Consider the following 21,426-nt stretch of genomic DNA (forward strand, 5'->3'; position numbering starts at 1 on the left):
GGGCAGCAAGACGCCCATGCAGGCCATGAAAGAGTGGTACCAGGAGCGCCCGGATCTGTTTCTCAAGCGGCCATATGATCGTCCGGGATACGACAGTTAAGCAAGCTGTCGCAGGCGCGTAGCAAGCTGGACTGCTTGGTGTTCAGTGAGTCCAGTTCGCCCGTCCACAAGAAACAGGGATGTCGTGAACGGTCGATACAGCCACGATCGATCGTCAACGGCCAGCCACGGTCTGTGGCGCATCCCTTGCTTTGATAGCCAAGCATGGCACTCTGCTTGTCGCTGGTACGCGAATAGTGTGTCTGGCACATCTTGCAGCTCGCTGAATTGGGGCGTCATCCCCGCAATCCGATTCGCAACGTCGCTGGAGAAATAGCTGCGAAGTTCATCCAGCGATTTTTGCAACCGCCAGGTGCTAGTAATCACGATCTCGTAGTCCGGCACCTCACGCAGCACGCCTTCCAAGAGGGGCAGGCAGCAGAAGTGCTTGGACTCATGGCAATGCTCTGGATGCAGGACACCGTCAAAGTCCAGAAAGAGTATGGGCATAGCGCTAGCTCAAACACAGAATTCCAACAGCGTTAAATTCGACTAACGGTTCAATGAGACTAGTTGGTCGTGGTCTTTTTGGTCCTGCTGGGCGGAAATCGGGGGAATGTCTTCCCGCAAGCGCGTCCGTCCCCAAGCCGACTTTGGTCGGGCGCTGCAGCAGTTGCGCGCGGCACGGGGCCTCGTTCAGGAAGACATGTTGCTCGCAACCAGCCGCCGGCACATCAGCCGCATTGAGCAAGGCCATCAGGTGCCAAGTCTGCGCACTGTCGAAGTGTTAGCCCAGCACATGCAGATCCATCCGTTGACGCTGGTGGTTGCAGCGTACTGCCCGGACCTGGATGAGGCTTCGGTCACCGAACTCCTCAACACCGTCAAAACAGATTTCAAGAGCATCAGTCCCAACTAAGCCGCACATGCCGATTTGGCGTTCTCGTTGGCATCTTGCACCAGCATGACCAGGGCCTGCATCAGGTCCTGACCCAAGGGCAAGGGCAGGGGATCACTGCGGTGCAGCATTCGATTGACGATCTCCCGATCGACAGCAGTGTTCAGCAAGCACAAGGCCGCCTGCAGGGTATCCAGCCCGACCTCGAAGCTGTCGTCTTGCCCTTTTGCACCCGCCTTGGAGAGAAGTAGCAGGGTCAGCGGCAAAGCTGCATGGGCTGGATCATGGTCCCCGCTCCACGCGACCCCCGACAGAAGATCTCTGAACTGGTCAGACACCAGCAGCAACTGCTTGTCGTCAAGTGCATTCGGCAAGATGACTTCCAATCCGTGCGACATGACCAAATCCATCATGTCGTGGGCCCCAAAGTTTCCAAGAGTCGATTTTTCCAAACGCAGCATCATTCGCCATTCAAGTTAATATGAGACCAATTGGTCCCATTTGGGACCGTGGCGTGCGAAGATAGCGGAACAGGAGTGCTGTCTGCAGCGTCTGAGCTTGCCTGACCCTCAATGGAAAGCTAGCGGTTGCCCAACCGTCTGCACCGGCAACCAGTCTGTTGTCTCAACTGTTTACGCCCTTTGAAGAATCGCCTGGATCTCACCCGATTGGCCGAACTCGACAGGCAGTTTCGCGAGTTTGCGAAACTGCAGCGCCCGGCAACGCCCAGGTGTGGATGGGCAAAGACGGTACGCCTGGCCCTGGGTATGAGTTCTAAAGCGTTGGGGGAGCGCATGGGCGTGACCGCTCAGGGCGCTCGCAAGCTGGAGCAAGCCGAGGCAAACGGGACCATTACGCTGAATACCCTCGCGCGCTTGGCCCAAGGCCTCGATTGCGATGTTTACTATACGTTCGTTCCTCGGACCAGCTTGGTGGAGCAAGTTCTCAGGCGTACTCACGAAGCCGCCGGGATCGCGTTGCCACAATCATTCAAGCTCAGCGATGTGCTGACCGAGCCGCAATCACTCGCTGCGTTGTCCACGGTACTCGCCCAAGTGAACAAGAGAGGGCTCTGGTAGGTCAGATTCGCCATCTGCCGACGCCATCATGGCCAAGATCGGTACCATGGCCGTGATTGAGCCATTGCCGTGACAGCGCTTGGCAATCCGCGAGGACTCGCTTTTGCGATCTGCGCAAAGCAGGCCTGCGGTGTGACTTCTGCGAAAGCATGCCTCCGGCGGCGACGCTTTTCTCCCGATAGCTGATCTCGGAATTGTTGACCGAGATCAGCCTCCGTGTAGAAAGTTTTATGCAGCTCATTGATAGGGCGGTAAGAGACTTTTCATTCCTCTTGGCCACGCGCCTGAACTGACTGCATCCCAGATCGCGTCACTCAAGTCATCTGCGATAACACCGAGCATGCGTGAAGCATTGGCGGTCATCAATACTCGCAGACCTCGGCTCTCTTCTGGTGGGGCGGACAGGTGATAGCTCCGGCCCGATTCAGTTCTGACGGTGCCTTGCTCGAGATCTATGGCAATCAGGGCCGAGGTGACTCGGAGCGATCCTGAAGGGAGCTCACCTGTACCGTCGGGACCGAACGCTCAGAACATCCAAGCTTTTACAGCTGCTTGCATAGGCGTTTACCAAACAAAAAGGGCTCCCATAGAGGAGCCCAGTTTGCTTTCACGTCGCAGCGGGTCCAAACACTCCCCATGGCGGCAGCACCAGCGACATTCCGCCAATGCCACCACCATGGGAAGGCCCGCAACTGCGTCAATTACATGGCGCTGATTTCGCCCGAAGGGATCGTGCCGGTACGCACGGCTTCAGCAGCCTGGGCGCGCACGGCAGCGCGGTCAGCCGTGGACTTGTAAGTCACGACGCGGGAGCCGGCTGGCTCAATGCTGCGGGTTTGGGCGACGGAAGATGCTTCGGCAGCCACTTCAGCGCGGGTGCGGTTCGTGTCGAACTTGGTGGCGAATTGCGAAGCGTCAGCTTCGTCGGCTTGTGCGCCGAAAGAGGCGAAGGCAGCGACAGCGGCGATGGAGAGGAAGCGTGCGGTGTTGTTCATGATGAAAGTCCTTGAAGTTAAAAGCGTCTCAGTAAAGCCGGTACAAAAAACATTCTTGAACCGGGTTCGGTGAGTCGCCTTGCAGGTTCGGCTCATCGATGGGTTGAACTGTACGCTGGTGGTGTTCAGAGAAAAACCACCCAGTCGCGAACTGACTGTTCCAGTATTGAGAACAATTTTTCGGCCTACCAAGTCTTTGAGATTGATGTGAGAATCGCATGCAGATGCTCAGTACTTCACCATCTCCTCCCAGCCGGTGCGGCTACTGCGGTGCCACCAGTTACCACCACGTGGTGGCCCGCGACAGCAGCGGCGTCATGCGCTACACCGAGCGCCTGCAGTGCACGGGATGCGCGCATGAGTTCGCCAATGTAAAAACGTGGCGCGAAGGCGTATCCGCGGCGTCAGGTGCAACAACTCAGGCTGCTTAATGCTCAGCTGGCATGCCGGCTCGTTTCCTGGATGTGCCGCGACATCTTCCCTATCTCAAATGCTTCTTATGGCCACCTACGCAGAACTCCTCGCGCAAAAGCGCAATCTCGACGAACAGATCAATAAAGCCCGCAAGGCAGAAGCGGCCGCCGCGCTGGACACAGTCAAGCAATTGATCAAGGAGTTCGACTTCACGGCACAGCAGGTGTTTCCGTGGACGCCCGATCTCAAGAAAGTGCCCGCCAAATACCACGACCCGCAGTCCGGCTCTACCTGGACGGGCCGTGGCTTGCCACCGAAGTGGATCGCCGGCAAGGATCGCGAGCAGTTCTTAATCCGATAGGGCGGCGCGGCTCGCGCATGCGGAATGGACAAAGCATGCAAACCCTTGCAGCGATTGTGTTCGGCTCATCACTTCGCGCTGGCTGCAGATGCGTTCCAAATCCAACATCCCCTGAGGGCTGCTGTACAGATTGAGCAGAGCTGTTCCAGTCCGCCGGGGCATCGTGGCAGCCAGCGCGAGGATGGGCAGATGTACTTTTTGCTTGGAGCTTGCGGGAGAGCTCACTAGCCTACGAGGCTTTGTAAATCTCCAGTCGAGTAGGTATGAGAGGGGGGGCACCTCTGGGTGGAAGTCAACATACCTGAACGGATGCTCCACCTCGGCTCGGACGCCGCCGTTGATCTGCTCAACCTTCTCCAGCAGCGCATGCACCGGGTGTTCCTTGTCCAGCTGCTTGCGCTTGGAAGTCTTCATGGTGGCGTGACCGCGTACCTGTGCTGTGTCACATCTGGGCGTTTTTGCACTCCCTGGTAAGTTGGATCGTCGGAGGCACGTCGTGCGAGGCTTCTTGCATCTCTGGGTCACTGAGCTTGAACCATTGCTGCACGAAGTGGATGCGCAGCAGGTCTGTACAGCAAAGGTTTGCTGGCCGCGCCGCCCGCTTTCGGGCGCGCTGGGCTCGATCAGCGAGACAAGGGCACCACCGACGCCACAGCATCTAGGAATTCGCTTGCGGGTGCGTTTGGATTTTTGCTCAGGCTCCGGCTGCTTTGCTTCACGGCCGTACTGTCGGGCCTTCAAGAAACCTCAAACATATCGCGAGGAGGTTCGTGCAGAGAATCCCTAGATTGTCAGCAATCGGCGATTTTGCATTTTGTCTGAGTCGCCTTAGCACCCTGGAAAACTGTAGGGCAATTTATCCCATATCGTGAAAGGCAAGCGAAGAAAATTGATGCCAGGCATAAGTTTCACGCGCTATATTCAGGCGTCGATTGAGCTAAGCTGCATAAAGTCAACGAGCAAATTTTTGCAAGCTCTTTTCATTTTCAATAGCAAATGAAACTCCAACCCATCACCGCAATTGCGTGCATTATTCTTTTATTCGCCGGGAGTGCTGAAACCGTTTTTGCACAGAGTAAGGGCTCTGTCGCGCAACACGCAATTGCTCCTGACTTGGACAATGAGCTTTCTGCCAACGAATGGGCTTTGGTCAGAATTTTCAACATCAAGGGTGTCGAGGATGCAGACTGGCCAAGGTCGTCAGCGTTCCGAAATCCTTCTGTTACCCTCATTTTTCACAGTTCGGGGCACATCTCCGGTCAGGTTTGCAACCTCGCCAGCTGGCGGTATTCCCTGTTGAAACCTGGCCGCATCAAGATATCGCCCGATTTCATGACATATGCCGCGTGCGACGACGCTGCAATCATGCGGCTGGAATCACTAGTATTCGGAAAGATATCGAGCGCTATAAACGTCCACATCAATGAAGATGAAAACGGCTCACCGCAGTTGACATTGCGCACATCGGACGGCAGTCAATTGGTGTTTCAAGCACTGCGAACAAAGCCGAAGTGAGATCGCTTTGACTGATGCAAAGTTTCACGCTGCGCTGCTCGCAGCCGTCTAGTACGTTCTGCCAGGTTGTTTGGTGATCTCCGTGGCGACTGTGCTCGAAGCTTAACAGGCGCAGTGATTTGAGGGATTCGCCGTGCTCGGCTGGAGATCAGCTCAAGTAGCGATTGCTTGATCTGGATAAAGAGCCTGCTATATTCGGATAAATTCCCCAATTTTCTGCTCGAATGGAGTCGCATTACTTGTTGTCACGGCGTACCCAGTCCGCAGGACGACATCGGTTGACCTTTTTGCATGGGCGCGGTCCCGACGCGTTAAAGTCTATGTTGCAGTGTTAGAAAAATTGATGGGCAGATTGAGAATGCATGCAAAAAAGCTAGCTTGGACAGATTCAGCCAGGGGCGCTGGGTAGGAGGCATTAAACATGTCTTGTCCACAATGAACGGTTGCAAACGAGTGTCATTGCATCGAAGAAATAGTCAAGGGAACAGGCATGTCACCCACTGACCAATTCCGCTGTTGTCTTACAATCGAATCCTCATGCAATCCGAACGTGCAGCTATTTACTCAGCAATCCGTGCTTTGGGCTGAATCCATATAGAAAGGAGTTCACCGCTATTGAGCCGGCTCAGGCTCCAGCGCAAAGGCGCCAAGGATCTTTGCCGTGAGGCTTAATTGCATTCGTGGGCTTTTGTGCGTGCGCACCGACTTTGTATTTCGTGGAGCACATGGGACCTAATCTAAAGTGACATAGCGCAACGCCGGCAGATTGAACGAAAACGGTCGGCGCCTCGAGGGCGCTCGACAATGGAAAAAATCAACGGTTACCTTAAGCGCGATCCTTGGCATGTGAGTGAGAAATAATATAAAAAATTAACACCTTTAGTTTTATATTTAAAAGAATTTTAATAGGTATTTATGTTCTATAGGATAATATCCGTCGCCGTCTTGGTTTTGTTGTTGGGCTGCTCATCGAGCCCCATGCAAACTCATAGTGCAGGCCATTCCGCTAAAATTCGCGTGTTCCATGGAACGGCGGTGTATATGCACCCGGGCCAAGTTTGCTATGGAGCAAGAAATCAAGAGAAAATACACGCTGCGGCAGGTGGATACTCTATGTTAGTCGCAAATAAAAAGGTTGGAATGCCAGCCACAGATGATATTCCGTGGTCATACCATGAATATGTCATTCCAGCAGAAAAGCCGTTAACGCTGGAAATGTACTGGGCAGTAGACGCCGGTGGTGCAAGGTCAAGCTGTGGCCCTATCGGCGCAACCTTCACCCCTGAAGCAGGCAGGTATTACGACACCTCTATGCTTGTCACTGCGTCGAGTTGTTCGGTGCAGCTTAGAGAATTAACGGAAATCTCGCCGGGCAAAGCATCTGCTAAAATAAAAACAACAACTCCCGCACTCAAGTGCCCAGAAGGTGCAGATCGGTAGCCAGGAGATAAGTAGGTTCATTCATAGCTGCGCAAGCTCGAATGCACTCTAGGCTGAACAACAGCAGCACGGCAGTTTCCTCATTTGAAATCCCGGCTCTCGGTGGCCAGTCGCCCGTGAAACGGCACTAGATCCGCGATGGGCGACCGTCGATAGCTGGGCACAAGTTGCTGGCCATAGGACAGATGCGCGTGCAGCAGGCTTGTAGCCTGCAAATGGGGTGCTGCGGCGCCCGCCAACCGTATGTATGCGGGCGAGTTAGCGCATAGGTCACGGCTCGGTGGCGCTGCCTGCGGCAACCTGTGATGGGCTGACGCACAGGTCAAATCGGGTCCCGGAGCGTCCGTAGGACCGGATGGATGCGGTGATGCAGGATACGAGGTTCGTTCACGCGGAGGCTGGCGTTAGCGCCTCTTCCAGTCGAATGCCGGCAAATGAATGCGTTGATCGAAGGTACCATCCCAGCAGACCTCGAACCCTGCACGCCGCAGTTCATCAGCAACTAAGTTTCCCACGCGCAGACCGTCAGAGCCTTCTTTGCTGGCATCCAGCGGCCCGAACGCAAGGAAGAGCCCGCCGCCGTCGATTGCGCGCGCCAAGTCCTGTCCGTGAAAGAAACAATAGCCGAAAAAAAGGCTTGGATCTGCAGCTTCGTAGTAATCACTGATCACATCGCTGTAGCCGTCGCTTTGCGTGTAACCCGCGTTCTGCAGAGTTATGATGCCGCGCTGACCGAGCTCATCAAATGCAGCGTCGAGCCGATCGCAATCGGTGGTCTGAGGCCAGCCCGCCTTGGACTTCTCGTGCGTTTGAATTGCCGCTGCCAAGGCCAGTTTCAGGTCTTCTGCGTCAAGCTCGCCCAGTTCATCCATTTCCTCGGTCAGGATTTCAAGAATACTATCTCGATCGTCAAATCCGCCTCGAACTAGGGCTTGAAGTTCTCTCTGTATGTCGTTGTCGATGGGCATGGTGTGTGATGGTTGATAGAGTAAGAATGAGTATTTACATAAATCAGGTTGATGTAGTCACGACTACGTGTATACACCTGCAATTCAGCGTTTTTCTGGCACCGCCTGTAAATCCTTCACAAGCTCAGCAAGCAACGCGCTCATTCTGACTTCGCTTTCGTTGTTCACCCAGGCTGAAACAGCGACTATGGCAACAGTGTTAGCGACAACCTCTCTCTTGCCGATGGGGGACTTGTAGTGTTTCAGAATTTTGTGCAAGTCACTTGTTGAAAGCTGGGCACCATAGTTCTCCACCCACTTTGCAACCAGTTCCTTGGCGGAGAACATTTGAGCACAGCGCTGCACGAATCGGTCGAAAGCGGCTTTCTGCGCCTCCGTTGCATTGCCACCGCTCTGGGCTACTAGGTCATCAAACATCCTTTGGCCGTACCCTTGCAAAGATGCTTTCTGATCTTCCAACTGCCGCTCAATCTGATCTTGGACCCCCTGAGCCGTTGCAATTCTTTGGACTAGCTCCAGCCGGGTGTCTTGTGCGAACGCTAAGGATCCCGAAAAGCAGATGACGGCCACCGCAGTCTTAATAATCAGTCGAAAATCTTGCATAAAAAGTTTTTGCTGTAAAAATTTTGAAGATGAATTGTATTTGTAGAAAACGTTCAGTATGCTAAATGTATTTTTGGTTGCATGGAGATTTTGCGGAAAATTAGCCGTTGGATAATGCCCGTATAGATAAATCAATTTAATGCTTGCTTAACTATCCTCCGCCCAGTTTGGGCTTAATTGCACCAATCTCGTCCCATGATGTAGCGAAATAAGCTGTTGTCATCGTACTCGCGCTCTATATCTTTTATCACATCCGGATCGCCCGCTGATCGGGCGGCGCTTATAGCAGTCTTGAAAATATCAAATATCGGCTGGGCCAAATCAAGTAGGCGCTTGGATTCATTTTCATCAGCGCAACAATGTGCGTTGCGATAAATTTCTTCGTAACGTTTCCAGTGCGCAAGTGGGTGAAGAAATGGGTGCACCCGGTAGGTGTTGTAGAAGTCGCTTTGGTTCCACGCACTTTGAATTTTGAATCTTGTCGCATAGTTTTGGACAAGATGTTGATTCAGATAAAATTTAAAAATTTTCTGCAACTTTGAGACACGCCCGGCGTCGGGAGTCTCGTGCTGCGAAAGCATGAAAGATGTGCCGAGCGCCAAGCTGCGTAAATAACCGATGATCGCGCTGCATGCAGATCGCCCGTCAATGGGCGGTAGCGTCAGGATCGCATCAAGAAGCTCCATTGACGCCAGAGGGCGCACGTCGCTACGATCCGAAAATTGCGCGAACAAAATCTCGTATCTCCGATCCCGTCGGAGCGTTGATAGGTTTGGATCCTGCCAAAGCATTTGACGTTTGGCATACCTGTAGGCAAACGCTTTGCGCATTTCTTCCAGCGCCTCTTCACTCTGGCTCAAGGCAGCGTAGCTGCGAGCAGTGTGATGAAATATCTCTGGGTGAAGCCAGGCTGTGTGCTGTATTTTAGAATAAAAATAAATAACATCTCTTGGGCGAGCGAGGTGAAACAGCGCATGGAAGTAGTAAGACACTTCGCGGTAGATAGCACTCTCTGGGTCAAATCTATCTTGGGAGTACACCAAATCGAAAAAATTCTCAGCCCAACGCTCAAAGTTCTTTGCGTATGCTGTCAATATGACTGCGTCATTTGTGTCGTCTGAATCTGTAGGTTGTGGGCGATCGCACATCAACTTGCTTCGCTCCCTGTAAGCCTGCGAAATCCGCGCAACAAAGGCTTGTGCGCGCACGATATCCGCCACTTGTGTAAGTCGAGGACTACCGAAGCGGCCATTCCAGAGAAGTTCTCTATCCAGCAGGTAGAAGCCGCTGGCATCGCTGACAACATAAGCGTTTACATATGCGATACCACAGCCTTCTACAGGTAGATCTTGCTCAATGCGAAAACTGACAGCATCGAGCGCTAGGCGCTGTCCCCCCAGGTAAACAGCGTAATCGCCGACGAATAGCTTGAGATCATAAAAATAACCAGCTGGTTCGACACGAATTGATCCCAATTCGGAACGTGGAATAATATTCCCGCAGAAATAAAAGTTACATGAATCTTCCGCTAAAAATTCATCGCGCATTTTAAAGCTAGGTGCATCAGCAGAAGGCATTGGTCGCAACTTTTTGTCATATCTATCATTGAAATGCGCCGAAAATACCTTTGATTGATCCTTGTAAAACTCCGTCTCACCTCTCTGCAACATCTTGAAGCTGCCAACATCTACTTTCAAAACTTGGTCACGGATAACAGCGTGACGCACGTCGGTGCCACCCCATGCGGCGGGGCGAAAGCTTGCAGCATCGATCTCGGGTAGGAGCGTAACCTCGCCAACATCATTATGGTAAACGTAACGGCCGTTGAAGAAATAGTCCCCGAATAAGTGAATCGGTTGCTTGAGACTTGCTTCGTGCAGCTTCTCCCCTAGGCCATCAATACGCTTACTTTCAACATGTGCAAAGCTGCGTTTGGCAATGGACTTATCTACAATAAGTCCCTTTTTTAATGCCAGCGCGAACGTTACATCGGTTGCGTCAAAGAAGTATTTGACACACTCCTTCATGAATTCAGCCCGATCGAATCCTTGAATCTTTGCAAAAGGTTTTTCCACGCAACGCCCATCCATGAATTGGTAGGACGTGATAACATTATCGAATGGATTCAGTGCGTCAAGGCTGTGAAGTGCAAATCCGCGATCGTCATCTGAGTAGATGGCGAGTTGTTGAATAATTGTCCATTCGCACGACCTGCGCAAGAGATCGGCATTTCCATGATTAAAAAAGAAGAAAGCGAATAGTGCCTGTTCAGACTTAAGGAATCGGAAGGCGTAGTATGCTTTGGAAGTCGTTATTAGTTCGTTTGCAATCAGTTCGACCAGAAAATCGGCATGCTCACTGCGCAAGAATTTTCTGAAGGCCCTTTCGGTCATCCGAACGCGCGCGATTAGTGCGACTGGCTGAGACATGGCAAATTAAGCTAAACGAGGTAGTGCGAGGCGAGAGCGTTTTCCGGAAAAATGCACATGTCTGATATATAATACATACAAATCAATGATTGCCAGCTTGATTTGATTTTTAATCGCTCGCATATTTTATTCTTCGAACGGCCCAATGGAAATAGTTATTTTTCCATTACAAAATTCCCGGAGGTACACATCGTAAAATTCCGAGCCAGAACAACGCAACCGGAAAATTGCCTCAGGAATTTTTTTTGAAGCGTTTTCAATTATTTTTTCAAAATCAGTGTGAAACATATTTCCAAACTCACCAGTGCCATGGCGCATCGCTTGTTCAAAACCTTTTAGAATATCTCCGGTGGAATAGTTGAAAGGCTCTAGGTAAACTCGGACGACGGAAATAAAATTCTCTATCGCATCCCCTGGTTCCTTCGCATACTGTCCTTCGCTTTCTCCATGAATGATCATTTCAAGATTGGCTCGAGTATAGTAGGTCATATAAGTTCTGATAAGTTAGAATTTTTAAATGCGAGCGCAAAGTGCAGCGGCGATCAATTTAATAGATGCTATACAAAGCACGCTTCTAAATCACATAAATTGTGCAGCAAGCGGGCTACCACAATTGAAAGAAAGGTTTGGAAGTGCTTGAACAGTCAAGAAACGAGCCAGAGCAGGTAGTAACCTAGGATATATGGGGGGTGAGTAACTGAAGAGGAATGCACAAGGAGCCCACGAGTTGTGGAAGGCTATTGGTTAAACTGGAAACAATACTTATTAAAGTAGGTTGTACAATGTTTTGCGATCAATCGCCAGATAACTTATGCTTCCGCTCTATGCAATCTTGTAGGTGTTTCCTAATGGTCGCAGGTCATGGAGGGGCAAGAAAGCGTCCGGCACTTATGACTGGCATAAGGGTTTTTTTGAGACTGCGGTAGGGGCCGAAGCAGGCCAAAAACCAACGCAGATCACGTTTTGGCCACGCCCCGACATGGATCTCATAGGCTAGCACTGGTAAGCTTCCGCACTGGTAAGTAGGCGGTCCATGAGCCTTGCCGTTGTTCTGGTGATTCTGACCGGACAGGCCTTGTGCAAGGCCTTCATAAAGGCTTGAGCACTTGCGGCCGTGTTGTTTGACTTGGTTTGCACAATCACCCAACGAGTGGCCAAGTCAATGACCATGAACAGGTAAAGCCTGCTGCTCTCGTCTTCAATATGGGGCGGTACTTCACATCGATATATGCACATAGCCTGGGCAGTGGCTCTCGAAGGCCCTGTAGGCTAACGCAGGCTCCAAGGGTGCTGGGGGGCGAGGAGGGGGCTGAGCTTACCCGCCCGATGGCGGCGTAAACACCGATCCAGCCCGGAGCGCGAGACATTGGGTTGGATAAACTGCCGCGTCGCAGCCAGCAGGTCAGTTTGGAGGGACGGCAGTTGCCTGGGCAAGCCATTAGCCGTACGCACCCCGAAAACGGTGCGGCGCTCGTCGGTATCGGGTGCGCCTGCAAGTTTCCTGTATTGCTGGATTGCTCAGCAAGGTATGCACAAGTCGCAGCCCGCCGTGTAGATCATCAAGTTAGCCTCAAGCTGTGAGCACCACTGGCCCCATACGCAGTTCCAATCCATGAGGATTGCGACCAATCGCCTCCCGTCGATGCGCTTCTCAAGCGGTTTTTCCTTGCGTCAAGGTGCTTGCGTAGCTACGAAGAGAACATCACCGGTTCTCTAGTCAGGGCTATTTTCATCAGTATCTTTGCCAAGGCGGGGAGTACAGCGCTGCAACATCTGAACGACTTGCACTACCTGCAGGTTTAGCGACAATCCCGCACCATCCAGCCTGAGGTCGGGTTGCTCAGGAGCCTCATAGGGCGAATCGATGCCTGCGAAGTTCTCGATCTCGCCGCGCCGAGCGCGCCGATACAGCCCCTTGGGATCGCGCGATTCGGCAACCTTGATCGGCGTGTCGACATGCACTTCCAAGAATGCATGGGGCTCGCACAACGCCCGCGCGTGGGCGCGCGCCGCACTAAATGGCGAAACGAGCGCAACCACTGCGATGACGCCCGCGTCGGCAAGATCGCGTGCGTATTCAGCCACCCGACGCACCTGCTCATCGCGTTCGGCTCGAGAAAAAGTCAGGCCTCGGCTGGGGCCTCGACGCAGTTGGTCGCCATCGAGCAGTTGTACCCACCGCCCCGACGCTTGCAGCTCTGCCACCACCGCCGTCGCGATGGTGGTCTTGCCCGCAGCGGGGCGACCGGTGAACCAGATGACCATCACGCCGACGCGATGGGAATGCGCGCCAGCAGTCCGTCACCGAACTGCTCGTGCAGCGGCAGGTCGCGCCGGTGGGCATAGCCAATGAAGCAGTCGCAGCGCAGGCGGCTGCAACGCTTTTCCTGCAGCATCTCATCCAGCGCATCGACATAGAGGTTGCCCATGCGGGTCGGGATGAAGTGGCAGCGCTGCAGCTCTCCCTCGCCGTCCACCGATAGCACTTCCGAGCCGGCCCGGCATGCAGCGCCACGCGACGGCGGCGGTGCGTGCTGCAGCGGGAACCACGGGTCCAGGTCCTCCAGCCACGCTAGGTCGCGCTCGCTGTAGTAGCCGGGTCCACGGCGATCGTACGCATTGAGCCAGATGGTGCTGCCAGGCAATGCGGTGCGCAGGTCACGGATCGCCTCGAAATGCTCGTGCCGCGCCACAACGCCGACGGAATACCGTATGCCCATGGCGTCCAGCCGCCGCGTGCGTTCGACGAAGCGTGCCAGCGTCGTCTGCCCCGGATGGTAGGTGCACCACAGGGACAGCTTGCCGACGGGTGCATCGGTCAGCCAGGCGAGCGGGCCCGACAGATTGGTCTGCAGCGCCACCTGCGACAGGTGCGGCAGTGCGGCCAGCGCCAGCATGGCCTCGCGGTAGTGCCGCCGCACCAGCGCCTCGCCCCAGGGGGTGAACAGCACGCGCAGAGTACGCGTCTGGCTTGCCGCCCAGCCGACGAAACGCGCCACCTCGGCCGCGTCACGCGCGAGCGTGGCCCGCGTGTCGCGGCGCTTGGCGAAGGGGCAGTAGTTGCAGGTGTAGTTGCAACTCTCCAAACTGCCGCGGTAGAGTAGCGTCAGCATGCGTCGCTCGCCATGCCCTCTTGCACACGCGCCGACGCCAGCCAGGGTCCGATGGTGTCGGCATAGGCCGTGCCGCGGTCGTTCAGTGCAAGCAGCGCGCTGTCGTCGTGCGCGAGTTCGAGCGCGACAAGCTCCTGCAGTTGCGGCAGGTCGTCGAGCGCGGCGTTGCCGAAACGCTGCGCATAGGCCGCCAGCGACAAGCCAGGCTCAGTCAGAAGCGACTGGATGACATAGCGGCGGCGCTGCTCCTGGCCGTCCAGCTCGAACCCATAGACCGCCTGCGCGAACTGAGTGTCGTCCTGTGCTATGAAGTTCTCGACAATGGAACGCGTGGCCGCGCGTGCTACGGCGTAGTCGCTGGACCAGTGCAGCGTGCTCGTATAGGAGCGCGCGCCTGCGCCCAATCCCACCATGCCGTCGTCCTGGCAGCAGTACACCGGGCCGTCGTCCTGTGGCGCATGCGGCGCACGGAACATGCGCATGGAAACTTGCCGGTAGCCGGCTGCACGCAGCCGGTCGCGCGCCATGGCGTACAGAGCCTGGCGCTGGTCGGCACCGCTAGCTTCGGCCTGCCGGATGGACAGCTTGCCCAGGCCCGTCTGCGCACGCACGTACAGCGGGTACAGGTAGAGCTCCTCCGGCGCGAATGCCAGTGCGCTGTCCAGCGACGCCAGCCAGCTCGCGGCCGTCTGGCCGGCGATACCGTAAATGAGGTCCAGATTCATCACCTCAAAACCGGCCCGGCGTATCTCCGTGATCGCCTCGGTGACAACGCGGCCTTGTTGCGGCCGCGCCAGCGCGCGCATCTCTGCATCGGCAAAACTCTGTATGCCCATGCTGACGCGCCGCACGCCCATCGCGCGGCACACCTGCAGACGCTCGTGCGTGACCGTCTCCGGTGATACCTCGATGCCCGACGGTGTGGCGGCCAGGTCGATGCCTAGCCAGCGCTGCGCGCCCGCGTAGAGGCGCTCGAGCTGTCCGGCCGACAGGAAGCTCGGCGTGCCGCCGCCCAGCGCCAGCCGTGCGAAGCGCCGCTCGCCGAGCACACGGTCCATCACCTGCATCTGCCGCAGCACGGCGTCTACGTAGGCGTCCACCAGCGTGTCGTCCGGCTGCGCCATCGCGAACAGGTTGCAGAAGCCGCAGCGCATCGTGCAGAAGGGCACGTGCACGTAAGCAAAAAGCGCCGAGCGGTCCTGCGTGGCCCACAGTGCGTCCAACGCGTGCGGAGTGTCCAGCACGCGGTAGGCGCTCTTGTGCGGATAGCTGTATGAGTATGCCTGGTAGGCCCCATGGCGCATGGCCTCGGCCAGTGACAGCGTCTTCAGCATGTGGAATTTCCAAGAAAAAAATGTGTGTAGGGCACGGTCCACACGACGTCGTGCCCGACACGGTGGCCATGATGGCCGTCCTCGCCATAGGCAGTGCCGTGGTCGGAACAGACGATGACGAAGGTCGGCGCGCGCGCGGCGCAAACCTCGAACAACGGCGCCAGAGCGGCGTCGACGCTGCGCAGCGCGGCGGCATGGGTGGCCAACGAGTCCTCCACGGCACCCGGCATATGGGCGCGGTTGGGCGAGTGGATGGCCGAGACGTTGATGAACAACAGCACGCGGCCGTCGATGGCGTTGAGGCGTTCCACCGCCAGCGCCACCTGCCGCCGGGTCGAATCGCGCCGGCCCACACCCAATGCGGGGTTCCAATGGCTCTCGGCGAACAGCCCTGGCAACACACGGCCCAGTGCGTTCTGCTGGTTGAAGAAGCCGACGCCGCCGATACACACCGTGTGATAACCGCGCGCGGTCAGCGCCTCGGGCAGCGAGGCCTCGTCAAACGCGAACGTGTGTCGCGCGGTGGTCTCGCTACCGCGGAAGGCACTCGCAAACAGCCGCGCATGCCGCCCGGGCAACGCTGGCGTGGGCAGATAGCCCGCGAAGAAAGCTTGGTGCGCGGCGTACGTGAAACTGCTCGGCGAGTGACGCCGCTCCCAGCCGCTGGGCGACAGGTGGCGCGCCAGCATTGGCAGTTCGCCGCGCTCGAATGCAGCCTGTGCGACGTCAAAACGCAGTGTGTCCAGCGTGATGATCAAAATATCGTGCGTGCCCACCACGCCGTTCATGTCTGGATTGGTCGTCATTGCATCAGTCCAGCGCGGTGGCATAGGTATCGCGACCCTGCCAGAGCAGGCCGGGCAGCAGGTCGCCGAAGGCATTGGCCTCCAGCACGCGCGCCGTGCCTTGCCGCACGACCAGGTCGAAGCCGATGACGGCGGCACGCGGAAACACGCGTGCCGCCTGCTCGGCGGCCGCCTCCATCACGCCGAGATCGTTCGCAGACAGCAGTTGCGCCGGATCGGCGCGTACGCTGTCCAGGTGCAGGTTGGTCAGAGTCTTCCCGCTCACACGCGCCACACGGTGCGCCGCACGCGCGCCGAAAGTGACGACGCGCAGGTCGAAGTGGCCCGTGCCGCAGCGGGGCTTGGGAAGCCAGGCCTCCACGTAGGCCCCCTGCGCGGCTACCAGGTCGATGACATGGCGCACATCGTCGAGCCCCTGATAGCTGCACACGCGCTTGACATTGAACAGCCGCAGGCCATCGGCATGCAGTTGCGCCGACGTGGTGGCCTGCTGGCGGCCTGCGGCGCGCCGGTAGGCCACCACACCGGCAGCTGACGACCCGTAGCGCGCCTTGACGAACACGCGGTCCAGACTATGGTGGTCCAGCAAGTCGACAAGATGGTCATAGCCTTGCACCGGCCCCAGCAGCGCTGCGGTGACAAGCCCCTGCTCGCGCAAGCGTTGCTGGCAATGCAGTTTGTCGGTCATCGCGATGATGTCGTCAGGCGCATTCACGACGCTGGCCTGCGGCTGCGCGGCAAGCAGTGCCGCTAGCTGCTGCATCGTCCACTGAAAACCCGCAAACCAGGCGTCGACCGCCGCCAGTTCGCCGCTCTCGGGTGCTGCGCACGGCGGCCGGCCCAGGCTCTCACAGCCACGGTGCAGCAACGCGAGGTGCACCTGCGGGTCGTCGCCTGGCGGCTCGATCTTGAACCGGCACGGTACCCGCAGCGCCTGGGCCAGGCGATCGGGCGCGGCGAGCCAGTCCCGCCATTCGACAAGCTGTACGGACACACGCGCGAGAGCGGCGGCCGCCATCAGCCCGCGCGTGCGCTTGCTGCCGGCTACGCCCAGCACCACCCAGCGATGCACGAGCTTCCCGGCCTATTCGCCAACGGCCACGTAGCGGTCGTTGTCTGCGGCTCCCTGCGCGTCGTCAAGCACGACGCCGGGGATCGCGGCGCGCAGCTTTCCCTGCAGCGATTCGGAGATGTAGTGGTGCGACAGGTCCAGCTTCTTCAACGCCGCAGTGTGCGGGCTCGCCAGCAGGGCCTGTGCGCCCTTATCGCCGAGGGTGCCCAGCGACAAATCCAGCGTGTCCAGCGACGCGACCCACGCCTCGCTGGCCAGCCAGATGGCCAGTTCGTCAGCGATCTGCGAGTCGCGCAGACCCAGCACACGCAGTGCCGGTGTGCGCAGCTTCTGCAGCACCTGACGGTACAACGCTACATCGCCCTCGAAGCCATAGTTGTCATCACCCAGCCAAAGCTCCAGCTTCTCCAGAGCCGGTAGCTCTGACTGAGCGAGCGCCTGCGCAATCTCCTGTGGCAATCCGCCACTCTCAATCACCAATTCACGCAATCCGGTATGGGAAACCGGCGACAACTCCAGGGAAGTGGACCCGCGGATGCGCAATGCCTCCAACAGCGGAAAAGCCTGCAGCAGATGGTTGTAGCCCGTGCCTTGAATGATCCAGGAGATCTCGCACTCCTCGTAGGTCATGTCACCCACAAACAGCGCCTTGAAGTTTGGCAACTGGGGCGCCAGTTCAATCAGTCGGTCCAGCGCTTCATTGGGACTGTTGTCGTGAGGTTCGCCCCAAGCGCCGATGACAAGCGCTTCTAACTGTCCCAGGTCGACCTTCGAAAGGTACTCTTGCAGCAGTTCCAGCAGGCTGCGCGAATCGTCGTAGTCGAGCGTCAGTCGATGAACTACTCCGCTTCCACCAACGGGGTCTCCACCTTGGTAGTCCTGAACTGTCTTACCGAAAAATACTTCGGTGCGTTCCGAAATCGTCACAAGTGCCCTCCCCAGGGTACATAAATGAAATAAAAAATTGCAGGCCGCTCGCCATGTAAACGAATACGCTGGGTTGACCCTTTGAGCGCCATCTATTCGCAATGGATCTAACAGCGCCAAAACTTGCCTCCTTAGGAAGCAAGCGTTAACCCGTGGATAAGCCGCGCGCCAGCACTTTGCAAATCCTTATGGGCTTGCCATTATCGCAGGTCATGGAGCGCTAAAAAAGCGTCCAGAATTTATGGCTGGCATCAGACTTTCTTTGAAAGCGCCAGTGGCCGTAGTGGGCCTGACTAGGTGCATATTACATTTAGCCCATGTATTGACGTTAAAATCCATCGCCCGCAACTTACCAAGTTGCGAACCCAGGATCTGTTGCCGGCATGAATCGCTCTGGGTTTGAGCTGACCCCCAGAAGTTGGGCAGACTTCAAGGGGTTTCATGAAGAAGTACGAAACGGAGTTCAAGCTGGAAGTGGTCCAGAGCTTCTTGGCAGGCGAAGGCGGCGCCTAGCACGTTCTACTACCAGTGCTAGGCGACCCATCGCGCCGACCAGCCAAGCGCGATGGCGGCCACGATCCGCACGGTGTACGACGAGCAAAGGGGGCGCTACGGATACCGACGAATCACGGCCGCTCTGTGCAATTCTATGGCGGAAACGGTTAACCAGGAGTGCGTGCAGCGTCTGATGTGAAAGATGGGGCTATGTGCGTTGATCCGCGCGAAGAAGCGCTCTCGGCATGTGCCGGGCATGAGCGATGAGCATGTAAAGCATGGGCCGCAAGGGCAACTGCTTTGACAACGCGGTGATTGAAAGCTTTTTCGGCACCCTGAAAGCCGAGTACTTCCATCTCGCAAGGCCCGACAGTCTTGATACGCTGGAAGCGGGTGCATGATTGCGTTCATTGCTACAACCACGAGCGCATCAAGCTCGGGCTGCAGGGGCTTAGTCCGATTGCGTACCGGCTGAGAAGCACCGCCTGATCTGCGGAATCGTGACCGTCCAACTTCTGGGGGGCAGTTCAAACCCGGGGCGATTCATATGTAGATCCAAGTTCGTGCGAGTCGGATCTACGGAGGTGCGGATAAAAATTTGGACTGGTTTTATGCCGCGAGCCAATGTTCACCCGGTATTTGATAGGGCTGAGAGAGCCAACCGAAGCCACCTCTCTATCAATATGGCCTCACTTGCTTGGTGGATTGCAAGGACTATATCAACTCTTGCGAAACAGCTCGGAACATTTGCCTGCCCCTTGCAGCCATATCAATCGGTTGGAGAGAGGCCCAAGGGAGAGGCCCAAGGGGTTGCAGGTTAACCGATCCTGTTGCAATAGTTGGGTTGGGATTGCCGTGCTTGGCCGCAAATGTAGCGGGGGGGCATGGACAGGTCCTTCGCGATATCCGCACATTCATGGCTGAAGTCGTTGGCAATGGTCAAGCACTTGATGCGCCTGCCGTTGCTCAACGAGTCGCTGACAAAGTCCAGGCTCCCTGTTTGATTGATCCGTGTCGCCGCCACCAGCGGTGTGCGCTAGCAACGGTACTTCTTGCCCTTGTTGCGCTTGCGAACGGTCAAACCCTGCTTGCGGTACAAGCGAAACACCTTCTTGTGGTTGGTGCCGGGAAAATCGCCCTGCAGCATGTCGTGCACACGTCGATACCCAAAGCGGCGCCTGTCCATCGCCACGGCTTACATGCGTTCAGCCATACGCACCGTGTGTGCATCAGGTTGTGGGGTATGCCGCCAGGCGTCTCGGGACAGCCGCACAAGACGACAAGCCCGCAGCTCAGAGAGATGGGTGTGTTCCAGCATCTGGGCGATGGCCTTGCGCTTGCCTTGCGGGGGGCTAGCGCTTTGCTCCGAAACCGACCTGAAGCGCCTCCAGGTCGAGGGGGGGGCTTCGGCCAGCAGGTTCTTGAGCCGAGCGTTCTCGACTTCAAGGCCCTTTAGGCGTCGGGCCTCGTCGGCTTCCATGCCGCCGTACTTGGCGTGCCACTTGTAGAACGTGGGTTTGCTGAACCCGCCTTGGCGGCAGACCTCCTTGACCGGCAGGCCAAACTCTGACTGCGTCAAGAACCCAATGATCTGCTGTTCAGTAAATCGACTCTTCCTCATGTCCGTCATTGTCTAGGTTGACGGACCTCACTTGCATTCAACTGGTACTGCCGTGAGGGGGCTGGTCAATAGGACATCTACTTAAAGTTTTCAAACCAATTGCGTCCAAAGATAGTTTGATGCTTGCCATAAGGCGGGGGCACTTCCCTAACGGACCTCGTTTTGAGATCATTTTGAGAGTCCGCAGGAAGAAGTATAGAAGCTCTAGCCTCCGCGTTGCCAACGCGCCACCCATCGACCAGCGCCGCTGGTGGCGCCCGTTGGCTTGCTTCCCAGCTGTTTTTGCGCATCTGCTCAAACTGCCCGTGGTGGTTGTCCTACTACTACTATTGTCATGAACATAATGTGTCCTATATCTATAGTCGCTACCACTTGGTTGCTGATGGTATCGAGCGCCCACTCTTTGATCAGCATGATTGACTCACAAGGCAACGTGATAGCCGAATGCGTTATGCGCCAGAGTGCACAGCTATTGAAGGCGCAGTACTCGATCGGCTACCTCAGCCTAGTAGTGCAAGTCGCATGCCGGCTGCCAAGGGTGCTACGAGCCAGATGGGCTTCAGCATCAAGGAAAACAAGGAAGCCTGATAGCTGGGGCTGTGCCCCCTGGCTGCTTTCTTCGATGCGCACGCTGGTTGCGCATCCCAAGAGCCGCGTCTACGGATGCGGCTCTTTTTTGCCCGCTTGACGGCGGCCATCGACCTCCCCCAGCTGAACCCGCGCCACAGATTGCACTGCGCCAGTGCGACTGTTGACCGGTGAGCGCCAAGACACACACCCATTTGCCATGACCCGCCGCGTCACCATCCAAACCCCGCTGGGCGAAGAACTGCAGTTTCGCAAACTCGACGGCACCGAGACTCTGAGCGAGCTGTACTCGCTGGACATCGACCTGGTGAGCGCGAGCAAAAGCATCGACCCCAAGGCCCTGCTGGGCAAGGCGGCATCGGTGGTGGTGGAAATCGAAGGCCTGGGCAAACGCTACCTGAGCGGCCTGGTCACGCACTTTGGCATGCAGGGGCAGGACCACCGCTGGGGGTCCTACAAGATGCGCCTTCGCCCCTGGCTGTGGGTGGCCACGCGCAAGACCGACTTCAAGATATTCCAGCACATGACCGTGCCGGACATCATCATGGAAGTGCTGGGCAAATACGGCTATCCCATCGAGAAAAAGCTCACCCGCAGCTACCGCACCTGGGACTACTGCACCCAGTACGGAGAAAGCGACTACCAATTCGTGGCGCGCCTGCTCGAGCACGAAGGCGCCTACTACTACTTCACGCACAGCGCGGGCAGCCACACCCTGGTGCTGGCCGA

The 21,426-nt window shown here is 56.5% G+C and carries 22 protein-coding genes and 3 pseudogenes; 8 read left to right on the forward strand and 17 right to left on the reverse strand.

The window, feature by feature from the left end; all coding sequences use genetic code 11:
• Positions 1-96 precede the first annotated feature (96 nt).
• Entirely contained in the window at positions 97-549 is a 453-nt protein-coding gene (locus ACIGHN_RS27660) for an HAD domain-containing protein (protein WP_396507504.1), read from the reverse strand.
• 106 nt (positions 550-655) lie between these two features.
• Here ACIGHN_RS27660 and ACIGHN_RS27665 point away from each other — a divergent pair, with 106 nt between their 5' ends.
• On the forward strand, positions 656-958 hold the full coding sequence (locus ACIGHN_RS27665; protein ID WP_396507506.1) for a helix-turn-helix domain-containing protein: 303 nt from the start codon (positions 656-658) through the stop codon (positions 956-958).
• Here the strand turns inward: ACIGHN_RS27665 and ACIGHN_RS27670 are convergent.
• Positions 955-1,401, reverse strand: a complete 447-nt coding sequence (locus ACIGHN_RS27670; protein WP_396507508.1) for a hypothetical protein — start codon at positions 1,399-1,401, stop codon at positions 955-957. The two genes, ACIGHN_RS27665 and ACIGHN_RS27670, sit on opposite strands and share 4 nt — an antisense overlap.
• Positions 1,402-1,605: 204 nt before the next feature.
• Between ACIGHN_RS27670 and ACIGHN_RS27675 the strand changes: the two genes are divergently transcribed.
• The gene (locus ACIGHN_RS27675) at positions 1,606-2,016 is read left to right on the forward strand and encodes a helix-turn-helix domain-containing protein (RefSeq protein ID WP_396507510.1); all 411 of its coding nucleotides are present in this window, start codon (positions 1,606-1,608) and stop codon (positions 2,014-2,016) included.
• Between the two features lie 701 nt (positions 2,017-2,717).
• Here ACIGHN_RS27675 and ACIGHN_RS27680 read toward each other — a convergent pair.
• Complete coding sequence (locus ACIGHN_RS27680) at positions 2,718-3,011, reverse strand: DUF4148 domain-containing protein (protein ID WP_396507512.1); 294 nt, start codon at positions 3,009-3,011, stop codon at positions 2,718-2,720.
• Between the two features lie 499 nt (positions 3,012-3,510).
• Between ACIGHN_RS27680 and ACIGHN_RS27685 the strand changes: the two genes are divergently transcribed.
• Positions 3,511-3,786, forward strand: a complete 276-nt coding sequence (locus tag ACIGHN_RS27685; protein ID WP_396507514.1) for an H-NS family nucleoid-associated regulatory protein — start codon at positions 3,511-3,513, stop codon at positions 3,784-3,786.
• Here the strand turns inward: ACIGHN_RS27685 and ACIGHN_RS27690 are convergent.
• The gene (locus ACIGHN_RS27690) at positions 3,775-4,200 is read right to left on the reverse strand and encodes a hypothetical protein (RefSeq protein WP_396507515.1); all 426 of its coding nucleotides are present in this window, start codon (positions 4,198-4,200) and stop codon (positions 3,775-3,777) included. The genes ACIGHN_RS27685 and ACIGHN_RS27690 overlap by 12 nt on opposite strands.
• Before the next feature lie 582 nt (positions 4,201-4,782).
• Between ACIGHN_RS27690 and ACIGHN_RS27695 the strand changes: the two genes are divergently transcribed.
• Both ACIGHN_RS27695 and ACIGHN_RS27700 read left to right on the forward strand, forming a co-directional pair.
• Positions 4,783-5,301 (forward strand): META domain-containing protein, encoded by a 519-nt coding sequence (locus ACIGHN_RS27695; RefSeq protein WP_396507517.1) that lies wholly within the window; start codon positions 4,783-4,785, stop codon positions 5,299-5,301.
• Between the two features lie 978 nt (positions 5,302-6,279).
• Positions 6,280-6,741 (forward strand): hypothetical protein, encoded by a 462-nt coding sequence (locus tag ACIGHN_RS27700; RefSeq protein ID WP_396507519.1) that lies wholly within the window; start codon positions 6,280-6,282, stop codon positions 6,739-6,741.
• Positions 6,742-7,145: 404 nt separating this feature from the next.
• Here ACIGHN_RS27700 and ACIGHN_RS27705 read toward each other — a convergent pair whose 3' ends face one another.
• The 11 genes and pseudogenes from ACIGHN_RS27705 to ACIGHN_RS27755 all read right to left on the reverse strand — a co-directional run bounded on the left by ACIGHN_RS27705 (position 7,146) and on the right by ACIGHN_RS27755 (position 17,993).
• The gene (locus ACIGHN_RS27705) at positions 7,146-7,709 is read right to left on the reverse strand and encodes a DUF6891 domain-containing protein (protein ID WP_396507521.1); all 564 of its coding nucleotides are present in this window, start codon (positions 7,707-7,709) and stop codon (positions 7,146-7,148) included.
• A gap of 84 nt (positions 7,710-7,793) precedes the next feature.
• Positions 7,794-8,447, reverse strand: coding sequence for a hypothetical protein (locus tag ACIGHN_RS27710; RefSeq protein WP_396507523.1), 654 nt, complete (start codon positions 8,445-8,447; stop codon positions 7,794-7,796).
• Positions 8,448-8,485: 38 nt separating this feature from the next.
• A complete protein-coding gene (locus ACIGHN_RS27715; protein ID WP_396507525.1) occupies positions 8,486-10,741 on the reverse strand; it encodes a hypothetical protein in 2,256 nt (751 codons plus the stop codon).
• A gap of 126 nt (positions 10,742-10,867) precedes the next feature.
• A complete protein-coding gene (locus ACIGHN_RS27720; RefSeq protein WP_396507526.1) occupies positions 10,868-11,230 on the reverse strand; it encodes a hypothetical protein in 363 nt (120 codons plus the stop codon).
• A 519-nt stretch (positions 11,231-11,749) separates the two neighbouring features.
• Positions 11,750-12,145, reverse strand: a pseudogene (locus tag ACIGHN_RS27725) (IS481 family transposase); the annotation flags it as partial.
• 309 nt (positions 12,146-12,454) lie between these two features.
• Positions 12,455-13,006 (reverse strand): adenylyl-sulfate kinase, encoded by a 552-nt coding sequence (gene cysC, locus ACIGHN_RS27730; RefSeq protein WP_396507527.1) that lies wholly within the window; start codon positions 13,004-13,006, stop codon positions 12,455-12,457.
• Complete coding sequence (locus ACIGHN_RS27735) at positions 13,006-13,854, reverse strand: STM4011 family radical SAM protein (protein ID WP_396507529.1); 849 nt, start codon at positions 13,852-13,854, stop codon at positions 13,006-13,008. Before ACIGHN_RS27735 ends, cysC begins: the two co-directional genes overlap by 1 nt.
• Positions 13,848-15,188, reverse strand: coding sequence for an STM4012 family radical SAM protein (locus tag ACIGHN_RS27740; RefSeq protein WP_396507531.1), 1,341 nt, complete (start codon positions 15,186-15,188; stop codon positions 13,848-13,850). Before ACIGHN_RS27740 ends, ACIGHN_RS27735 begins: the two co-directional genes overlap by 7 nt.
• The gene (locus ACIGHN_RS27745; RefSeq protein ID WP_396507533.1) at positions 15,182-15,994 is read right to left on the reverse strand and encodes an STM4013/SEN3800 family hydrolase; all 813 of its coding nucleotides are present in this window, start codon (positions 15,992-15,994) and stop codon (positions 15,182-15,184) included. The genes ACIGHN_RS27740 and ACIGHN_RS27745 overlap by 7 nt, the downstream gene beginning before the upstream one ends.
• 4 nt (positions 15,995-15,998) lie before the next feature.
• The gene (locus ACIGHN_RS27750; RefSeq protein ID WP_396507535.1) at positions 15,999-17,066 is read right to left on the reverse strand and encodes an STM4014 family protein; all 1,068 of its coding nucleotides are present in this window, start codon (positions 17,064-17,066) and stop codon (positions 15,999-16,001) included.
• 12 nt (positions 17,067-17,078) lie between these two features.
• A complete protein-coding gene (locus ACIGHN_RS27755) occupies positions 17,079-17,993 on the reverse strand; it encodes an STM4015 family protein (protein WP_396507537.1) in 915 nt (304 codons plus the stop codon).
• A gap of 565 nt (positions 17,994-18,558) precedes the next feature.
• Between ACIGHN_RS27755 and ACIGHN_RS27760 the strand changes: the two genes are divergently transcribed.
• Positions 18,559-18,687, forward strand: coding sequence for a transposase (locus ACIGHN_RS27760; RefSeq protein ID WP_396507538.1), 129 nt, complete (start codon positions 18,559-18,561; stop codon positions 18,685-18,687).
• Between the two features lie 76 nt (positions 18,688-18,763).
• Positions 18,764-18,977, forward strand: a pseudogene (locus ACIGHN_RS27765) (IS3 family transposase); the annotation flags it as partial.
• 547 nt (positions 18,978-19,524) lie between these two features.
• On the opposite strand, the gene ACIGHN_RS27770 reads toward ACIGHN_RS27765, so the two are convergent.
• Positions 19,525-19,674, reverse strand: a complete 150-nt coding sequence (locus ACIGHN_RS27770) for an IS3 family transposase (protein WP_396507541.1) — start codon at positions 19,672-19,674, stop codon at positions 19,525-19,527.
• Between the two features lie 57 nt (positions 19,675-19,731).
• Positions 19,732-20,109 (reverse strand): annotated as a pseudogene (locus ACIGHN_RS27775) (transposase); the annotation flags it as partial.
• Between the two features lie 787 nt (positions 20,110-20,896).
• Here ACIGHN_RS27775 and ACIGHN_RS27780 point away from each other — a divergent pair.
• The coding region (locus ACIGHN_RS27780; protein WP_396507539.1) for a type VI secretion system Vgr family protein at positions 20,897-21,426 on the forward strand (530 nt) is incomplete at its 3' end.

The sequence above is a fragment of the Acidovorax sp. NPDC077693 genome, assembly GCF_044542805.1.
Classification (GTDB): domain Bacteria; phylum Pseudomonadota; class Gammaproteobacteria; order Burkholderiales; family Burkholderiaceae_C; genus Acidovorax.